Origin of the sequence: Paenibacillus lentus (genome assembly GCF_042714055.1) — a bacterium.
GTDB classification, from domain to species: Bacteria; Bacillota; Bacilli; order Paenibacillales; family Paenibacillaceae; genus Fontibacillus; species Fontibacillus lentus_A.
On the sequence record NZ_JBHGVC010000002.1, the window covers coordinates 491827 to 510465 of the forward strand.

Genomic DNA, 18639 nt, shown 5'->3' on the forward strand with positions numbered 1-18639 from the left:
GGAAGGGGTGTTATTTCATCGTGAAAAAGTACAGCGTCAAGTTTTGCGTCCTTTCTCTGCTGATCTTTTCACTTATTATTGCGTCATTTCCGGCTGCCCCGGCAGCGGCGGCGGCGCAGGCGAATGATTTCGATGCGCTGCGTATGAGATGGTTCAATTATTTAACGGGCGGCGCACAAATCGACCTCCATGATGCGGACATCCGCAATGCGGTTGAAGCGAATGCCCAAAAGGTAACGAACGAGAACAGAACTGGAGTATGGGACACGCTCAATACAGCGGCAGACCGTACCTATCTATGGGCGGATTATAACAGTACGACTGCTCCGAACCATATCACATTATCGTACAACCGCTTGAAGGATATGGCGATTGCCTTCACGACTCCTGGCACGTCATTGTATCAGAATGAGGCGTTGAAGAACGATATTATCGCAGGCCTGGATTGGATGTACGAAAATCGTTTTAATGAAACAAGAAGCAATTATGGAAACTGGTGGGAGTGGGAGATCGGCTCGCCGCTCTCGTTAGCCGATATCGTTACACTGATGTACGATCATTTAAGTCCGGAACAGATTGCGGGGTATACCCGTACGATCGATCGATTTATACCCGATCCGACCAAAAGATTGATCGGCGCTCCAGGCCTGAAAGAGACGGGCGCCAATCTGCTGGATAAATCGCTGGCTGTTCTGCTGCGGGGTGTTCTCGGTCAGGACGAGGCAAAAATCGTGCAAGCGCGCAATGCGATCGGTTCCGTCTTCCCGTATGTGACCAACGGTGACGGCTTTTATGAGGATGGTTCGTTCATTCAGCATAATAATATTGCTTATACCGGCAGCTACGGCAGCGTGCTGCTTGGGGATATTTCGAAATTGCTGACCGTCTTGAGCGGCTCTCCGTGGCCGATCGAAGATCCGAATTTCGATCATGTGTGGGATTGGGTTACCAATTCATTCGAACCGGTCATTTATAGCGGTCACATTATGGAGATGGTCAGCGGCAGAGCGGTCTCCCGTTACAATAACAACACTCGAGGGGCGGTATGGACGATCCTGCGCTTGGCGCAATATGCTCCCCCGGAAAAAGCCGCCTATTATAAGAGTATGGTCAAGGATTGGGTCGTTTCTGATAAAACCATGCCGAATATGTACGAAGGCATGCAAATTCGAGATATCGTTTTATTTAAAAAGCTGATGAGCGACACTTCGATCAAACCGCGCGGAGACTTAATTGCGCATCGCCAATTTTCAGCGATGGATCGGATCGTTCATTCGCGGCCGGGCTACACTCTCGGCATTAGCATGTCCTCCTCTCGCATTGCCAACTTCGAGGGAGGAATGAATGGCGAACATACTAGAGGCTGGTATACCGGCGACGGAATGGCGTATTTATATAATCGCGATTCGGGGCAATTCCGCGATGCGTTCTGGCCAACGGTCGATTCCCACCGGATGCCGGGCACGACGTCCGACGGCGTGGAGCGACCGATGATCAAAACGACGGGGAAAACATGGGTCGGCGGCTCGTCGATGGACAGCCTTTACGGTATTGCCGGGATGGATCTGGCTCCGCCCGGAAGCAAATTGACCGGCAAGAAGTCGTGGTTTATGTTCGACAATGAGATCGTCGCGCTGGGAGCGGGCATCACGACGCCCGACGAACGGAAGGACGGACAACAGGTTGAAACGATTGTGGAAAATCGGATGATCAATGCGGCTGGCTCCAATCAACTGACCGTAAACGGTCAGGCGATGCCAAGCGAGCTGGGTTGGTCAAATGAACTGAAAGGAGTAAACTGGGCGCACCTTGCGGGCACGGCGGACGGAGCCGATATCGGCTACTACTTCCCGGAGAGTACGGATATTCGAGCCTTACGCGAATCGAGAACCGGTTCCTGGAAGGAAATTAACGTCTCGGGCCCGGACGATCCGATTACGCGAAACTATGTCAGTCTCGCGGTGGAGCATGGCACGAAGCCGACGGATGCCGCGTATTCCTATGTGCTGCTGCCGACGTTGTCGACGAACGCAACGAAAGCGTATAGCGAAACTCCGGATATTCGCGTCTTGAGCAATACGGCAGAAATGCAGGCGGTGGAAGAAACGAAGCTTGGCCTGACAGGCATCAACTTCTGGCAGCCGGGAGAATTGGGACGCGTGCGCGCCTATCAGCCTGCTTCCGTGATGGTGAAGGAGCAAGGCGATGAATTGACCGTATCCGTGTCCGACCCAACACAGACGCAATCCAAGGTAAAGGTGGAAATCGCCGCAGCTGCCCTTGAGGAATTGGCTAAGGATCCGACCGTGACCGTATTACAGACGGCTCCTTCAGTTCAACTGGAGATTGCGACGGGAGGAACGAAAGGCCGCAGCCATGTCATTAAGCTGAAAGTTGATCCCGACTCGGAGACGGAGCTTCCCGAAGAAGGCGCGCTTGAGCCTGACGACGCGGCCAAAGTGCGCATTAACGTATCGGAAGACACGTTCGTGAACGGGGGAAAACCAAGCGATAATAACGGGACCAAAAACTATCTTGAAATTATTAAAGACGGAAACCGCAGCGTCTTTCTAAAGTTTGACCTTTCCCAGGTTGAACAGGATATTGAACGGGCAACGTTGCATATATTCGGACAAACCAATCATAACAATAGCGGCGGTACATCCAACATCGGCGTGTTCGCGATACAGGACGACAGTTGGAAGGAAGAGACATTAACTTACAACAATCGGCCTGAAACGAATCAAAAAATAGATGAAATCGTGTTTGTTTCCCCGGAACAGTGGCAGAAATTCGATGTAACGCCATTTGTACAATCGGAGATGAAAGGGGACAAAACAATGAGCCTTCAGCTTCAGCAGGTTGGTGAAAGCAAGTATGCCAACATGCGAAGCCGCAAAAATGAAGACGGCAAGTACCAAGCTTATCTGGACATTCTCCTTAAAGACATGGTGGCGCCGACAACAACGGTTCGGATGGAGGGAAGCGGCGAGACCGAAGAGGAGCATTATAAAGAAGTCGTTCTTCACTTTTCCGCCGAAGATAACTCTAACGGCTGGGGCGTACTTCGGACCGAGTACCGGATTGACGGAGGCAAATGGAAGACGTTGAAAGACGGCAAACTGGTCGTTCAAGAGCTAGGCGTCCATACGATTGAATACCGGTCGGTCGACAAAGCGGGCAATGTCGAAGATGCGCAGCGCATCGTCGTCTCAATTACACAGCCGACGGTTGAAATTAGCGGATCGAACGAAGTGACGGGCGGCGAATCGTTGACTGTCGATTACCAAATTAAATCGGCCATGCAGGATATGTATGCGCACGACCTGACTCTGCAATACGATGCGAATTTGTTGACGTTCGTGTCTGCCGAATCGTTGCAGGAAGGAGTAACCATTCTCGATACGCGGAACAATTCGGGGCAGCTGCGGCTCATTCTCGCCGGTGAAGGCCAGCCGATCCAAGGCAATCAAGACTTAATCAAGCTGACTTTCGATACGAACAAAGTCGAGCAAACGACGGAGAGCCGTATCGATATCGCCGGGGCGCGGATTGGGGACGCTCGTGGTGATGAGATCGAAGCAGTGTCGGCTTCCTTCGTATATAAGTTGAAAGCCGATGCAGAAGAACCTGGAGAGCCGGGAGAACCTGGTGAACCCGGTCTACCGCAGCAGCCGGATAACGGATCAGGGAATAGCAGTAGCTCAAGCAGCACGTCCGGTACAAGTGCAAACGAGGCTAACAAAACAAAGATTAGCGATCTTGAGCAGCTTGCCAAGCTCCTTGGCCATGACAAGACAAGCGTAGAATGGGAGCAAATCAAAGCACTCGATGTCAACGGCGATGGTAAAATCGACGTGATCGATCTGGCATCAATCGCCAGGAAAATGGCTGGTTCGAGCGATACTCCTAAACGTAATTCCCCCGAAGGCCCGACATCTTTCCATCTCAGTGCAAAATCGGGAGGCTGGAGAGAAGGGGATACCGTTAAACTGACTTTGACGGGGAAAAACGTTCGGGATTTGTACGCTTATGAAGTGAACTTGAGTTTTGATCCTGAATATTTGGAATTGACCGAAGCAGCTTCGGCATTGGACGGATTTTCCGTTTCACCGATTGTGAAGGACGGAAAGATTACGTTCATTCATACGATGACGGGCAATATTGCCGGAGAAGAGGGCGATATTGAAATTAGCGGTTTTACGTTTAAGGTGAAAAAGACCGGCGCCACCGAAGTCCGCTTAGATGCTATGACGGCAGTCGATCACAAGCTTGCCGCGCAAGACTTAGCCATTGGCAAGTCCGTGCGGATCGGTGAACCGGCGGATCAGACAACCGTAGTCTTCAGCGATATTCAAGGACACTGGTCTCAAGCGAAAATTGAGGATGCGGCGCAAAAAGGTTTGATTCAAGGGTATGCGGACGGAACGTTCGATCCCGATAAGCCGATCACACGCGCAGAGTTTACCGCTTTATTGGCAAGAGGACTCGATTTGCGCGAAGAAACCGAGCTCACATTCGAAGATGCCAGCCTTCTTCCACAGTGGGCGAAATCGGATATTGCCAAAGGCGTTCATCAAGGATTTATTACCGGCTATGCAGATAATACATTCCGTGCGGATCAATCAATTACTCGGACGGAGCTTGCAACAATGGCAGCCAAGGCGCTGGGTCTTGCTGAGGGATCGAACAGCGGGCTGACGTTCGCTGATACCGGAGAAATCCCAGTCTGGGCAAAAGGCTGGATCGCATCCGCCGTGAAGGAAGGTCTTCTTCAAGGGCGCGGCGATCATCGCTTTGCTCCAACGGCGCAGGCAACCCGTGCAGAAGCGGTAGCAGTCTTGCTGAACGTGCTTCAAGCTCAGTCTTCCAGATAAAGAAACCCAATGCAACGCAACTTGATGCGCTGCGCTTCACTAATGAGTAATAAATGCCGGTCAACGTAAAGGTACGTTGACCGGCATTTTTATAGCTATTGGGCAATTTAAGATTCCTAAGTGCATTGGGGTATAATGGTTTAGTTGTAATATATTATTTTGTTTTATGATTATTTCGTTTATACTATAGTCACCTGGCAAAAGCTATTCTTACATAAGAAAAAGGTAGTGGCAGAAGTTAAATATTTGAAAGCGATTTCATGTCAGGTTTTAAAAATTTGGAAGGAGATGAGGCTAAATCCCGATTCTAGTAGAGAGAGTTGAACGGGTTGGAGTGACGTGAACAACTATACTAGTATTTTATTGCGAGGAGGTACTATGATGTTCAAAGCAACACTAGTAAAAGGGGCAGTGGTGCTGGTGCTCTTCGGCACATTATTCACCGTTCCAATGATGCCTACAGCCAGTACTGCCGATGCCAATTGTCAGAACGGTTACGTAGGCCTGACGTTCGACGATGGCCCAAATCCCAATAACACGACAAATCTGCTCAATGCGCTAGAGCAGGCCGGCTTGCGCGCAACGATGTTCAACCTTGGAGAAAACGCGCAGAATAACCCGCCTCTGGTGCAGGACCAAGTGGCTGCGGGCATGTGGGTCGGCAACCACTCCTATACTCATCCGGACTTGACTGCATTGAGCAGCTCGCAGATGTCGTCGGAAATTACACAAACGCAGCAGGCGATCCAGTCGGCTACCGGAACCGCACCGATGCTGTTCCGCCCGCCGTACGGTGCGACCAATGCGACTTTGAAATCCATTCTGAGCGCAAACGGTCTTACCGAAGTACTGTGGGATGTTGACTCCCAGGACTGGAACAGCGCCACCACCACCGCCCAGATCGTAGCCGCTGCAGGCATGCTGCAAAACGGTGACGTGATCCTGATGCATGACCATCCCCAGACTACGCTCGAAGCGATTCCGCTGATCGCGGAGGATCTCAAGAGCCGCGGCCTTTGCTCCGGCATGATTTCACCGATCAACGGCCGGGCGGTTGCGCCTGAGGACGGTACAACTCCACCTCCAAGCACAGGTACGAAAGTAGAAGCCGAAAGTACAACGGGAATATCAGCTCGCCGTTCAACGGAGTTGCTTTATATGCCAACAATGATTCGGTGAAATACACGCAGCATTTCGCGAGCGGCACCCATAATTTTTGCTCCGGGTGCTTAGAATAACTCCAACATGGCCAGAGTCGGCTTAAAAATCGGCGGACAGGCGAAAAGAACCTTTTACTTATTTTGAATTTTGATCGTCTTAACAAAATCCCGGCGGGACTTCCTCGCCGGGATTTTTGTGTGGATTCCCGGCATACCCTAGCTAATTAAACAGAATATTGTCAATGGGGGTTTCATTGATTTGACCCGAAAGTGGAATTAAGAATAGCTTGAATTAGGCTATTCTGTTTCCAACCTCAAAAAAAAACTAAACTTTTGACGATATAAACTTTAGTTTATCACAAGAAATCTTAAGGAGTCCTTTGATAAAATAATATTTGCAAACGCTTTCAATTACAATATTGGAAGGAAGTGATGTTTTGGGAGCGGCGGCCTGCTATGGGCTGCACAGCATTATTGTAAAACTATATGCAATTTAATTTAAAAGGAGGAATGTACAATGAAACAAAAAAGAATGAGGTTATTTGTCGCATTTTTACTTTGTTTTACGCTTACATTGCCTGGAGTAGTCCATGCACAAACGATCACCAGTAATTCCGTCGGTACCCATGACGGCTATGATTATGAATACTGGAAGGATAGCGGAAACGGAACGATGATTCTCGGTAGCGGCGGTACGTTTAGTGCCGAGTGGAGCAATATCAACAATATTTTATTCCGTAAAGGCAAGAAATTCAACGAGACGCAGACACACCAGCAGATCGGAAACATATCCATAACCTACGGCGCCACCTACCAGCCGAACGGCAATTCGTATTTAACGGTCTATGGTTGGACGGTTGATCCACTCGTAGAATTTTACATCGTCGATAGCTGGGGCAGCTGGCGTCCGCCAGGGTCTTCGCCAAAGGGCACCATTAGCGTTGACGGGGGGACTTATGACATCTATGAGACCACCAGGGTCAACCAACCGTCCATTAAAGGCACTGCAACTTTTAAACAGTATTGGAGTGTTCGGACGTCGAAACGCACGAGCGGAACTATATCTGTAAGTGAACACTTTAAGGCGTGGGAAAAGCTAGGGATGACCATGGGCAAGATGTATGAAGTTGCGCTTACGGTAGAGGGTTATCAAAGCAGTGGAAGCGCTAATGTATATAGTAATACACTTACTATCGGCGGTGGGGGTACCACACCTCCTCCTACGGGCACAGGTACAAAAGTGGAAGCCGAAAGTATGACCAAAAGCGGCCAATACACCGGGAATATCAGCTCGCCGTTCAACGGAGTCGCTTTATACGCTAACAATGACTCCGTGAAGTTCACGCAAAATTTCACGACCGGCACCCATAACTTTTCACTCCGTGGTGCTTCGAATAATTCCAACATGGCCAGAGTCGACTTAAAAATCGGCGGACAGACGAAGGGGACGTTCTACTTCGGCGGGAGCAGTCCTGCGGTCTATACCCTGAACAATGTCAGCCACGGAACCGGAAATCAAGAGATTGAGCTCGTTGTAACAGCCGATAACGGGACATGGGATGCTTACATTGATTATTTGGAGATCCATTAAAAACCCCCGAAGCGGTTAATTGAATTTTGATTTCTTAACAAAATCCCGGCGGACTTCCTCGCCGGGATTTTTGGGTATCCTCGGCATGAGTGACAGCTGTTGAATGTCCGTCCCTCAGCGTATGCGATTGAAATGGATGGGGTTCCCCTCGACCGAAGCAAATTGCGCCTTCGAGAACTTGCTGATATACTTTGCGTATAGAATGTGATTGGGGGTTATACCGATGGCAATGCTGAATTGCTCATTAGCTAGGAAGTCCTCATGCAAAGCCTGATCTGGGGCGATACTTTGCGTGGGGTGCGATAGGATAAATTCGATCGCCCAAACTTAACTTTATCGTTTCTAATAACAGGCTTTGCACCTTATTATCTTTCAAAAAAATAAGGGGCTGAAGAGCTATGAATACACCATTTATTAGAAACCACCAGTATAACGTGATTAAGAAACAAGCGGAATTCCTTCTGAAAACATTGCGAGCTGTCGCGGATCGGAGCGTTTTGGAAACCGTAAGGCATCGTGCTGTAACGAACATTATTGAAGCATTTCCTTTTCTGACAGAGGATCAAAAGCAGATGCTGGGACAAATATCGACCTTCGAAAAGGCAGAGGATTTCCAGCGATATCTTAGCTCATTAGAACCATACCTAGAGCCTTTTCCGACGATTTCGCTGAAACAGATTCAGAAGCTATTTCCTAAAAATAAGAAATTAAAAATACCGGATCTACGATCAATCGACCTTCGATATGTAACGTATTTAAGTTGGATCGATATTGCCACTAACAAGTTATTTATTGTATATCCGTTCGAAGGAAGGTTCATGGGGATCGAGGGAAGAATTACGCCGATCAACAAGAAAGGCTATTGCCTGTTCTGCAATCGGCATCAAGAGCTTGCATCTTTCTCGGTCAAGACCAAGCCTGCCATCGCTTCGCCGGATAATTTTTCTGCCATTAGTCAATACGTGTGTCTGGAGAGCCAAGGATGTAATCACAGTATTACCGATACAGGATCCCTGGAGAAGTTCATTCTCTCAGTCAGCAAATAAACGCAACTAGAAGTAGGCTGCCCTTAAAGGTAGCCTACTTTGTATTATGCTCCGTTCGATAGACTGGACGGGGATTCTTGGTGGCACATGATAGAAGGTGATGAAGGAGGAAGGAACATGCGCTTCTCAAGATGTCATGCAAGTATGGAGGAAGTTCAGTAGCTTCCTTAGTTAAAAGGAAGGTAGGGATGTTGAAAATCAACTGAAAAGTATAGATGAGTGGGCAGAACGAATATATAAAATGAGCGGGATCCATGAAAAAATCGTAAAGCGTGCATTGGAGGTTTACGCGAAGAAGTCTTCGCATCATTAAACTTGTAAATCAACTATTTTACTGTTATCGTTCCAGCATGGCTGATAAGCTCTAATGTATTGGCTGCATCCCCGATCGTTCCCTCCATTGATTTTTCCGTGCTCTGTTGTTCTGTCAAGCCATCTAAACCAACGTTTATATCCAATGAGTCACTGCTCGCGGTAAGCTTTAGTGAAGCAGGGGGGGCTTTATAAGACACGGCGATATCACCGGATTTTGTTTCTACGCGTAATAACTTTCCTTCTTCGGTGCCCTTGACCGATACTTCCCCATCTATTGAAGTAATTGTCATCTCCGAGCTTGTCACGCCTGTAATATAGCTGTCACCACTACTGAACTTTACTGTTAATTCGTTTAGCGAGCTATCTTTCAATATGAACTCCCCGTCTTTGGATGTGAACTCACCCTTGTCAGCTGACAGTCCTTCGATGTTTTGAGAGCCCGAATCATTGGTAATGAGAATATTTTGAACCGCTACATTTTTCATTTTGATATCACCAGCGTCATTATTCAATGTAATCGTATCGACTTCATGGTCGGGAATGGATATATAAATAGTACCTTTTTTGCCAAAAGTGATGCCTCCCATGCCGCCCTGGTCTTGCTGGGTAACGACGATCTTATTTCCGTCAGGAGTAATCGTTACAGGGTCGCTCTTGTTCTCCTGCCGCTTTCCTTCGCAGGCGATAGTTATGTTCGGGGAATCCGTATGCTTGAACTCAATATCCCAAGATTCATTGTGAATTTCAATTTCTTCGAGGCGGTTGGCCTCAAAGGATGTTTCATGGCTATAGCTTTGTTTCCCTATGCCTTGGCAGCCCATCGCCAACCCGCTGACGGCTATCAAGACAAGCGAAGCGGTTATGATTTTTTTCAAGCTATGTTCCTCCATTCATGTTCTGCGTAAATCCTAGGCCACATCGCTTCGATCCACTTTATAGAAAGAAAGATACCCAAGGATAAGGCCAAGCAGACAGAGTGCAATCGGGATGGCAATGAATTGGAACAAGCTAGTCGAGCTTCCCCCGTCAGACACCGTTGCGTTAATCACAAATCCAATGATGACAGCCGAAGTAATCGTGGAAGCCGTCGATTTTTTTTTCATGCCAAAAGATAAAGGAATCAGGCTGATTCCGGCGGTCATAAATGCGTTTAGCAGTGTTGACGGAACGGCAGCCATCATTTCACCTATGTGAACCGATGCCTCAAATAAACCTATCATCGGATTCAAGAAGTACGTTAACAGATTGATCATGAACGTCGTTATGATGATGCTGAAAAAACAAAATCCAAACACGATAGATAATTTGGCTTGAATGATCTTTTTTCGCTGCAATGGGTAGGTAAATAACACTTGGATCATGTTGCTTTTGTATTCATCAATAACTAAACGTGACAAAATAACGCTCGAGAAAATGATATAAGTGATGCGAATCATTATATTCGTTAAAGACATGAACTCAGTATAATCCTGAAACATCGGTTCAGTTTCACCACGAGAGCCCAACGCCATCAGCGCAACGGCGGAGAAAATAGCCACAATGCAAATAGCTAATCCTTTAAAATAACTGGATATGCTACTTTTTTGCCATTCCAGTTGTATAAGTTTAAGCATATCGTTTGCCTCCATGAATGAGATTGATGAAATACTCTTCTAACGATCCGGCATGTTGTCTTCGGATGTCCTCCATCTTTACTTCTTTTAATAATTCTCCCTGATGAATAATGCCTATCGTATCGGCGACCGATTCGATTTCGGATACGATATGACTCGAGATTAAAATGGTCGTTCCGTATTTCTCTTTTAAAAATAAGAGAAGCTCCCGCATTTCCTTAATCCCGATCGGATCAAGTCCATTGATAGGTTCATCCAGAATGAGGATTTCCGGTCTCGTAACAATCGCGCGAGCAATCCCTAACCGCTGCTTCATGCCTAACGAGAATTCATGGATTTTTTTATCCTCCACTCCGTGAAGACCTACGATCTTCAGCGCTTCCTTGATCGCAGACTTATCGCGATAGCCCATGAATCTACAATGAAATTCCAAATTGGCCTCCGCTGTCAGCCGATCGTAAAATACGGGATATTCAATGATGCTGCCGATTCTTTTTAAGTATTGAACCGACGTTGGCAGAACCAGTTGATCGAATACTTGGATTTCACCGGAAGACGGTTTTACCAGATTTAATATCATTTTCATGATGGTTGTTTTCCCGGCTCCATTCGGCCCTAAAAACCCGTAAATTTCTCCTCTGCTGACTTTCATATTGACATTCGTAATGGTTTCTGTGCCTTTGAATATCTTGCTTACTTGATGGATTTGAATGACGGCTTCCACTCCGATTTCCTCCCGATTTCTTATTGACGTGCTACACTTAGCTTAAGGAATGAAAGTAAAAACAAAGTAAACGCTGCGGAAAATGCTCGTAACATTTTACATAAAATAAACTCGTGACCTTTTAAATAGAGTAAGATAGAAAATGAATTTACAGGATAAGTTTGAAGTGAGGGAAGATAGCCATGGAAACTGCAAACCTATTAGCTGTCGATGATGAAATTGGTATTTTGAAGTTATTGGAGATCACGCTTCGAAAAGAAAACTTCACTCGTATTGACACCGCATCATCAGGCAAAGGCGCGCTGCAGCGCATTAAGGAAAAGTCATATGATATTATTTTGCTTGACATTATGCTCCCGGATATTAGCGGCTTTGAACTATGTACGGAGATCCGGAAACATACGAATGCACCGATTATTTTTATTAGCGCGCGCTCTACCGACTTCGACAAATTAACGGGGTTAGGAATCGGCGGAGACGATTATATTACAAAGCCTTTTAATCCATTGGAGGTCATTGCCCGAATCAAGGCGATCCTTCGCCGGCAAAGGATCATGGAGAATGCCCATCAACAAAACACGGCATACGATTACGGGTATTTCTCATTTCATCCGGAATCGGCGACGTTAACCGTGAAGGGTCAACCCGTAGATTGCACAGCGAAGGAACTGGAGCTGCTGCATTTCTTTTGCAAGCATCCGAATCATATTTTCACAACGGCTCAGCTTTACGAATTGGTATGGGGAAATGATGTGTTCGGGGAAGAAAAAACGGTAACGATCCATATCGCCAAGCTACGAAAAAAACTCGGCGATGATACCCGCAAACCTAAAATCATTGTGAATTTGCGGGGAATCGGTTATAAGTTCATCCCCCCGAATGAGGCACTGCTATGCGAATAAAAACTCGATTCACCATTCATCTGGCATTAGGACTTGTTCTGTGGCTTCTTGGTACGGGTATACTCATTGTTATCCTGCTTGAAGGCCTTCTTCCCTTGCTTGGCATCCCTATCAGTATGGATCATGAAGGACTTATTGTAGGAGGGATCTTTGGGGCCAGTGCGCTGCTATGCATAGCCTTGTTCGGATGGTATTTTGGCGGACCGATCGGATTCATCATGGCCTGGATTCATCAACTCTCGCAAGACAACTACAAGCAGCCTGACAATATGTCCAAAATATATACCCGAAAAGGAAAACTACGCATGCGGTACCGCCTGTATCAGGAGGTGCTCCAGCATCTTCAATCCTTAGGTACCATATTGCAAGCGAACGATGTCGAGAGAACCCAAATCGAACAAGCCAAACAGGAATGGATTGCGGGGATATCCCATGATTTGAAAACGCCATTAACCTATATCAAAGGCTACTCGACCCTCTTATTGAATGAGCAGTACGAGTGGTCGAAGGAAGAGGCGATTTCTTTCATCCGGGAAATGGATGGCAAAGGAAAGCATATGGAGGAATTGATTCATGATTTAAGCCTCGTCACACAGCTCAATCGCGCTGATGGCTCGCTGCCATTACAGAAGACGAACCAGGATATCGTCGAGTTCACCAAAAGGGTGGTTGCCGATATCAGCAATAATCCGCAAGCAACCAACTACCTTTTGCATTTTGAAGCGGATCCGCCTGCCATTCACGTTGATTTTGATGAAAAATACATGCAGCGTATCCTGCAAAATATAATGATGAACTCCATTATCCATAATCCTGAGCATATAGATATCTATGTACAGATTGCGGATGATGGGGAGCACGCAGCGATCCGCGTTATGGACAATGGCATCGGCATGCCGGCTCATACGGTAGAAAATCTATTCCAGCAATATTACCGCGGCACCACCACGGAATCTTCCTCTGATGGCACGGGACTAGGAATGGCCATTGTCTATAAGCTTGTTCAGGCCCATGATGGCACAATCACCGTCGAGAGCGAGCCTTCGCTAGGAACTACGTTCACGATCCTATTGCCCAAAAAAGGGCTATCTTGAATCTCTCATAACTGCGGGATGTAAAAATAATAAAATTTAGTTATTCGGGCTATTTACATTTATCCAAATAAATCGTTGCGTTTTTTTCATTGTTCCCCCTTTGCACACAAGCTATAATAACACAGAGAATGATAATCATTTTCAATTGAATGCGAGAAGGAAAGGGGCAACAAGTGTGATGAGACTTCGTGGAAAGCGAATTATGCTATGGGGAGGGATTTTCCTCCTCTTGTTAATATTATCGGCATGCAGCAATTCTGGAGGCAACGCATCCGATGTACAGGTAGGGGAAAGTGAGAAAACAATTCAATATACAACGATTACAGGGAAACAGACTGAAATACCTGCACATCCAAAACGGGTCGTTTATATTGGTCCGACGCTTGGCGATTTCTTGGTGATGGATATTCCAATCGTTGGTAGTAATCTTATCCATACTAATCATAGTTACTATGAAGGTAAAACGGAAGGAATAGTTGATGTTGGACATCCAGGTGACTTAGAGGTGATTCTAACTTTGAAACCGGATCTGATTATTAATAGTTATTACAATGCGGATACAGAGCAAAATGAGGCATTGTCGAAAATTGCTCCTACTATCCCCTTCAACCCAGCTCTTCCTTACGCAGAACGTGTAAAGGAGATGGGAAATATCTTTGGCCAACAGGAAAAGGCAGCCGAGTGGACTGCTAAGTTTGAAACACAGTCGAAAGAAATGTTTGATAAGCTTCAATTAGCAGAAGGGGAGACAGCAACAGTTTTCTACCAGTTAGGTAAAACGCTTTATGTTATGGGCAATCGTTCACTTGGTGCCATTATTTATGGAGAGAACGGCTTTGCCATCCCACCAGCTGTAAAGAAGAATATTATCGATGAAAAAGGGGTGTCATTCGTTACGATTTCAGAAGAGCTGCTTCCAGAGTATGCTGGTGATCATTTGTTTGTACTTGTACAAGATAATGATGAAAGTCAAACAGAAGCTGATCTCATGCTACAAAGCCCACTCTGGAAGACTCTGCCTGCAGTTCAAAAGGGGAATGTTTACATTGTTTCTGCTGAATGGAATACAGATAGCTTGTTAGCTTTGGAGCAATTGTTTAGAAAGCTGCCGCAATGGATGCAGCGGCCGTAAGAAATTGTAGTCGGAGAGTTGCTTATGAATCTAGCATCCTTGTATATGAAGCTACAACACTATGATAGGTTTCAAGTTGAACAGATGATGCCAGCGAGTAGCCATAATGAAGGAATAAATGACAATGAAACGAATTCATGCACATTATTGATAGCACTCAGTCATGGTATACGGTTATATGTAGACAAAATTGCAATCGATCTGCGACAAGGGAGCTGCATTCTAGTTTTACCTGTACAACACTACACTGTGGAATCAAATAACGGAGAGGCACAGCTTGCGCGCTTTATCTTTGAAACCTTTGAAGTAGAAGGAATGACTTTGAATCCGGTTGCTCATCCACCCTTGCTTTGTGGTTATCCTTATAGTCTGTTATTTTCTAAAGTCAAGCAAGTATTAGGGAATGAAGCATGGATGAGGAATCAATTTTGCTCCTCTCTATCCACATCAGAAATGGCTATGATGCAAGGTAGACTTCAGCTAATTCTAGGGTTGATGGCCCAGTTAGATCAGCAAGCTTCCCATTTGCAGAGCGAAGAAAAGATAAAAATGATTCAACATACTGTACATTATATGGAACAGCATTATGATGAGGACTTGACAGTAGAACAACTAGCTAACATGGCCGGAATGGTCAGATGGCAATATAGTCAACAGTTTAAAACATTGACCGGCAAAAAGCCAACTGATTATTTGGTCCATTTACGTATAAACCAGGCAAAAGAACTTCTGTGTAATTCCACCGAGCCATTGAGAAAAATATCTCGACAAATTGGATTTAGAGATGAATACTATTTCAGTCGGTGCTTTCATAAATTAACTGGAAACACTCCGCGTGAATATGCAAATATCCATCTTCATACTCAGCAAAAGACAGTTATCGATTCACTTGGCAGAAAGGTTCATGTTCCTAATGATGCAACACGTATTGTGACTGATGGCAAATTTACACTTGGAGAATTACTAGTTCTAGGCATATCTCCTATAGGAGCTGCCATCTCTACCATGAAAGATAATGTGATTTATCATAATAAGTTGCGAAATATTCATAATATCGGGTATTGGGCAGATCCGGATAAAATAGCACAACTGCAGCCGGAGTTATTATTGCTTAGCTATTTTCATCCTGAACAAGATTTGCAGAAACTAGATGCGATCGCTCCTACTGTTATACTGAACAGTAAGTTTAGACTATTTGAGCGGTTACGGTATATCGCTAAACTATTTGAACGTAGTAAAGCGGCGGAGAAGTGGATTACTAAATATGAGGACAAAGTAAGACTGGTGCGTAGGCAATTAGCACATGCTTATGTTGCTGGGGAGACGGCTACTGTTTATCTCAAGTTAGGGGCAAAACTTTATATTATGGGCCACAATGGGTTAGCAGCCACCTTGTATGAATCACTTGGCTTTCGACCCTCTGCTAGAGTGATGAACCTCATCGAGCAAGAGAAAAAATGGATAGAAATTGAGCAGCAACAATCGAATCACTATGTTGGAGATCGTAATTTCATCTTGGCTTCTCCCCTTGAATTGCAAACAGTTGCTCACTGTCCACAGATCGCGGCTATAGCCGAGTTAACTCCCGATAAGATTCATTATATGGATGCTACATGGAATTATGAAGACCCCATCACACGTGAACGGTTGTTAGAGATGCTACTGTATATTTTTAAGAGGGAAACTATGTGATTAGGTTTAGTATCAAAAAAGGTACATACCAAGCAGGCTTCGTTTTATCCTGTTTACTAATCATTACTAACTCAACTTTCGTAGCTTGAAAATTCAAACAAAACACAGCGGACGAAAGATCCTGTAGTTGCATTTCCACAGTGACGAGATGCTGACGGAGCTTTTCCAGGCCATATTGATAGCTTCGAATGCATTTTCCAATCGGAGTTTAACTTGAAGTTTTTTTTGTTCGGCACTTCGTATTTTCTCCCTTTGGAGTTATGCGAACCAAAGCGGATATGCGAAGTAGAGGGAAGGGGCTCGTATAACATCATATTCTTGTCAGGGCTATCGCCCCTCGGTTACCAGGTGTATAATCATGGTAGAAACTTAGACAACAAATGACCCAGCTTAGATAAGAGCAATCTAAGGCTGGGTCATTTTGTAAATACATAAGGCGGTGCTAAAATGTCAGATAATTGGAATACATACTTAACTTTTATTGATAATAAACCAGCTTCATTCTTGCTGGATTTGGAGCCTTGGAAAAATGGTGCAAATGAAATGTTAGTTTATTTGTACCGGCTCAGGGTAACCTTAAATGAACCGAATGAAGATGGCCTCACCTGCGATCAAGAAGCAGCAGTTTTGTATGATCTTGAAGACTCAATCCATGATTCTTTAGATAGTAATTATATGTTTGTAGGAAGGATTACGACTCAAGGCAGAAGAGATTTTTTCTACTATACAGATTCATTGGATGGAAGCACTTTGGAGAGTCTTGCTGTAAAATTTCTTGTAAATTATAAGTACAGCATCGATCGTATTGAAGAGCAGAAGCCAAGAGCTTTCTATTATGAGTTCCTATATCCCGGTAAATCTGATTGGCATCGGATGACTAACAGACAGCTAGTAAATAAACTTTGTGAACTTGGAGACAACTTGGAAAAACCGCGAACAGTGAAGCATTGGATTTATTTCAGCTCCGCTGAGTCACGTGAACTTTTTAAAGAGAAAGTTCAAAATGACGGATTTCATATCGAAGAGCAGGAAACTTCAGGTGATAAGTACTCGTTGATCATTTCTAGAATTGATTTAGTACAACTTCACTCTATTAGTGATGTGACCGATTATTTAGTAGAAGCATCACAGGAATATGATGGAGATTATGATGGCTGGGAAACTAAAGTAATAAAAGAACAGGAAGGTCTTCTCAACAGGTTGAAAAGAATTTTTAAGTCGAGATAAGATATTGAATATTTGTATAATTAATGATAGCAAGGAGAGTAAACTATATTGAATAAAAGAATACTATCAATCTTAATATTTGCATTGAGTTTTCTTTCACTGATTATTTCATTAAAGTTATTTTGGAATTTGGGTATTTTTGTGGATGAATATAACATAAGTCCCGATATTGTGAGCGGTGGTAAATTTTGGCTTTTAATGGATTGGTTAAGATTACTATTATTGTTTTTATTATGTGTTATATCTGCTGTGAATATATTTAAAGGTTATAAAGAATAAACAATATTACTGAAAATTCAAATGTGAAGGAGATTAAACTATGCCTTTACCAATGGTTCATCTGAATGTTGCAGTTAGTTATACAAAACAGCAGAGAATAATGGATCCATCGGGCACTTTACAGATGATGCAGTTGGTACGTTTGTAAATAGAGCATCCAAGCAAATGGATGTTATTTTTAAAGAATGGGATTTTGAGCATATCGAGGATATTACAAATTTCAGCTAACACTGTATTCATGGATCAGGTATCCAACGACCCAGCCTAATAAAGCAATTTGAAGCTGGGTCGTTTCGTAATTACCAGAACGTTAGCAGATACTACAATTGAGAAAGGGGTTCAATGATGCATTTTATTTTCAAGCCCTTCACGGAACATATCAATTTTACCGGAGATTTGAAGGCAGATATTGATTTATTCTTATCATTGAATCAATGTTCAGATACCGCAAAGCATTGTTTTGATGTAGGTGCAGAATCAAGAAGACTCGCTCTAATGTTTGATGCCAATCCAACCTCGGCTGAGACTGCAGGATGGTTACATGACATCAGCGCTGTATTTCCAAACAACGAGAGAATAGATGCAGCAAGACAATTACAAATTGAGATATTACCTGAAGAAGAAAGATTTCCAATGATTATTCACCAGAAGATTTCGAAGGTAATGGCTAAAGAAATCTTTAATATTACTGATGAAGATATATTAAATGCAGTAGGTTGTCATACAACATTAAGAGCAAATCCTACATTGCTAGACCAGGTTTTGTTCGTAGCCGACAAGATTTCCTGGGATCAGAAGGGGACACCCCCTTATATCAATGAACTTAACAGGAATTTACAGGAATCAATTACACACGGGGCATTTGCATATATAAATTTCTTGTGGGTCCGGAAAGAAACCTTGAAGGTGATTCATCCTTGGTTAACAGATGCATATGAAGACTTAAAGGATAAAGTGCGATTAGTATAGTTTGCTTTTCCGGGTTCA

Annotated in this window: 12 protein-coding genes and 2 pseudogenes; 11 read left to right on the forward strand and 3 right to left on the reverse strand. The window is 44.6% G+C overall.

All coding sequences use genetic code 11. The annotated features are described in order from the left end of the window. The first annotated feature begins 20 nt into the window (after positions 1–20). The 4 genes and pseudogenes from ACE3MQ_RS05950 to ACE3MQ_RS05965 all read left to right on the forward strand — a co-directional run bounded on the left by ACE3MQ_RS05950 (position 21) and on the right by ACE3MQ_RS05965 (position 8674). On the forward strand, positions 21–4877 hold the full coding sequence (locus ACE3MQ_RS05950) for a polysaccharide lyase family 8 super-sandwich domain-containing protein (protein WP_379391592.1): 4857 nt from the start codon (positions 21–23) through the stop codon (positions 4875–4877). 381 nt (positions 4878–5258) lie between these two features. Beyond that, a pseudogene (locus tag ACE3MQ_RS05955) lies at positions 5259–6173 on the forward strand (polysaccharide deacetylase family protein); the annotation flags it as partial. Positions 6174–6554: 381 nt separating this feature from the next. Next, positions 6555–7628, forward strand: coding sequence for a glycoside hydrolase family 11 protein (locus tag ACE3MQ_RS05960; protein WP_379391594.1), 1074 nt, complete (start codon positions 6555–6557; stop codon positions 7626–7628). 398 nt (positions 7629–8026) lie between these two features. Beyond that, a complete protein-coding gene (locus ACE3MQ_RS05965; RefSeq protein WP_379391596.1) occupies positions 8027–8674 on the forward strand; it encodes a FusB/FusC family EF-G-binding protein in 648 nt (215 codons plus the stop codon). Positions 8675–9000: 326 nt separating this feature from the next. Here ACE3MQ_RS05965 and ACE3MQ_RS05970 read toward each other — a convergent pair whose 3' ends face one another. From ACE3MQ_RS05970 to ACE3MQ_RS05980, 3 genes and pseudogenes are all read right to left on the reverse strand, one after another. Next, complete coding sequence (locus ACE3MQ_RS05970; RefSeq protein ID WP_379391598.1) at positions 9001–9864, reverse strand: DUF4097 family beta strand repeat-containing protein; 864 nt, start codon at positions 9862–9864, stop codon at positions 9001–9003. Between the two features lie 33 nt (positions 9865–9897). Further along, complete coding sequence (locus ACE3MQ_RS05975; RefSeq protein WP_379391600.1) at positions 9898–10602, reverse strand: ABC transporter permease; 705 nt, start codon at positions 10600–10602, stop codon at positions 9898–9900. Between the two features lie 37 nt (positions 10603–10639). Next, positions 10640–11326, reverse strand: a pseudogene (locus tag ACE3MQ_RS05980) (ATP-binding cassette domain-containing protein); the annotation flags it as partial. 182 nt (positions 11327–11508) lie between these two features. On the opposite strand from ACE3MQ_RS05980, the gene ACE3MQ_RS05985 reads away from it, so the two are divergent. From ACE3MQ_RS05985 to yqeK, 7 genes are all read left to right on the forward strand, one after another. Beyond that, positions 11509–12228: a response regulator transcription factor gene (locus ACE3MQ_RS05985; protein ID WP_379391602.1), complete on the forward strand. Its 720-nt coding sequence runs from the start codon at positions 11509–11511 to the stop codon at positions 12226–12228. Then, positions 12219–13322 (forward strand): sensor histidine kinase, encoded by a 1104-nt coding sequence (locus tag ACE3MQ_RS05990; protein ID WP_379391604.1) that lies wholly within the window; start codon positions 12219–12221, stop codon positions 13320–13322. The genes ACE3MQ_RS05985 and ACE3MQ_RS05990 overlap by 10 nt, the downstream gene beginning before the upstream one ends. 175 nt (positions 13323–13497) lie before the next feature. Next, positions 13498–14454 (forward strand): ABC transporter substrate-binding protein, encoded by a 957-nt coding sequence (locus tag ACE3MQ_RS05995; protein WP_379391606.1) that lies wholly within the window; start codon positions 13498–13500, stop codon positions 14452–14454. A 24-nt stretch (positions 14455–14478) separates the two neighbouring features. Continuing rightward, complete coding sequence (locus tag ACE3MQ_RS06000) at positions 14479–16146, forward strand: helix-turn-helix domain-containing protein (RefSeq protein ID WP_379391608.1); 1668 nt, start codon at positions 14479–14481, stop codon at positions 16144–16146. 447 nt (positions 16147–16593) lie between these two features. Then, positions 16594–17373, forward strand: a complete 780-nt coding sequence (locus ACE3MQ_RS06005) for a DUF695 domain-containing protein (protein WP_379391610.1) — start codon at positions 16594–16596, stop codon at positions 17371–17373. A gap of 48 nt (positions 17374–17421) precedes the next feature. After that, the gene (locus ACE3MQ_RS06010) at positions 17422–17652 is read left to right on the forward strand and encodes a hypothetical protein (protein ID WP_379391612.1); all 231 of its coding nucleotides are present in this window, start codon (positions 17422–17424) and stop codon (positions 17650–17652) included. 345 nt (positions 17653–17997) lie between these two features. Then, on the forward strand, positions 17998–18621 hold the full coding sequence (gene yqeK, locus ACE3MQ_RS06015) for a bis(5'-nucleosyl)-tetraphosphatase (symmetrical) YqeK (protein WP_379391869.1): 624 nt from the start codon (positions 17998–18000) through the stop codon (positions 18619–18621). The last annotated feature ends 18 nt before the right edge of the window (positions 18622–18639 follow it).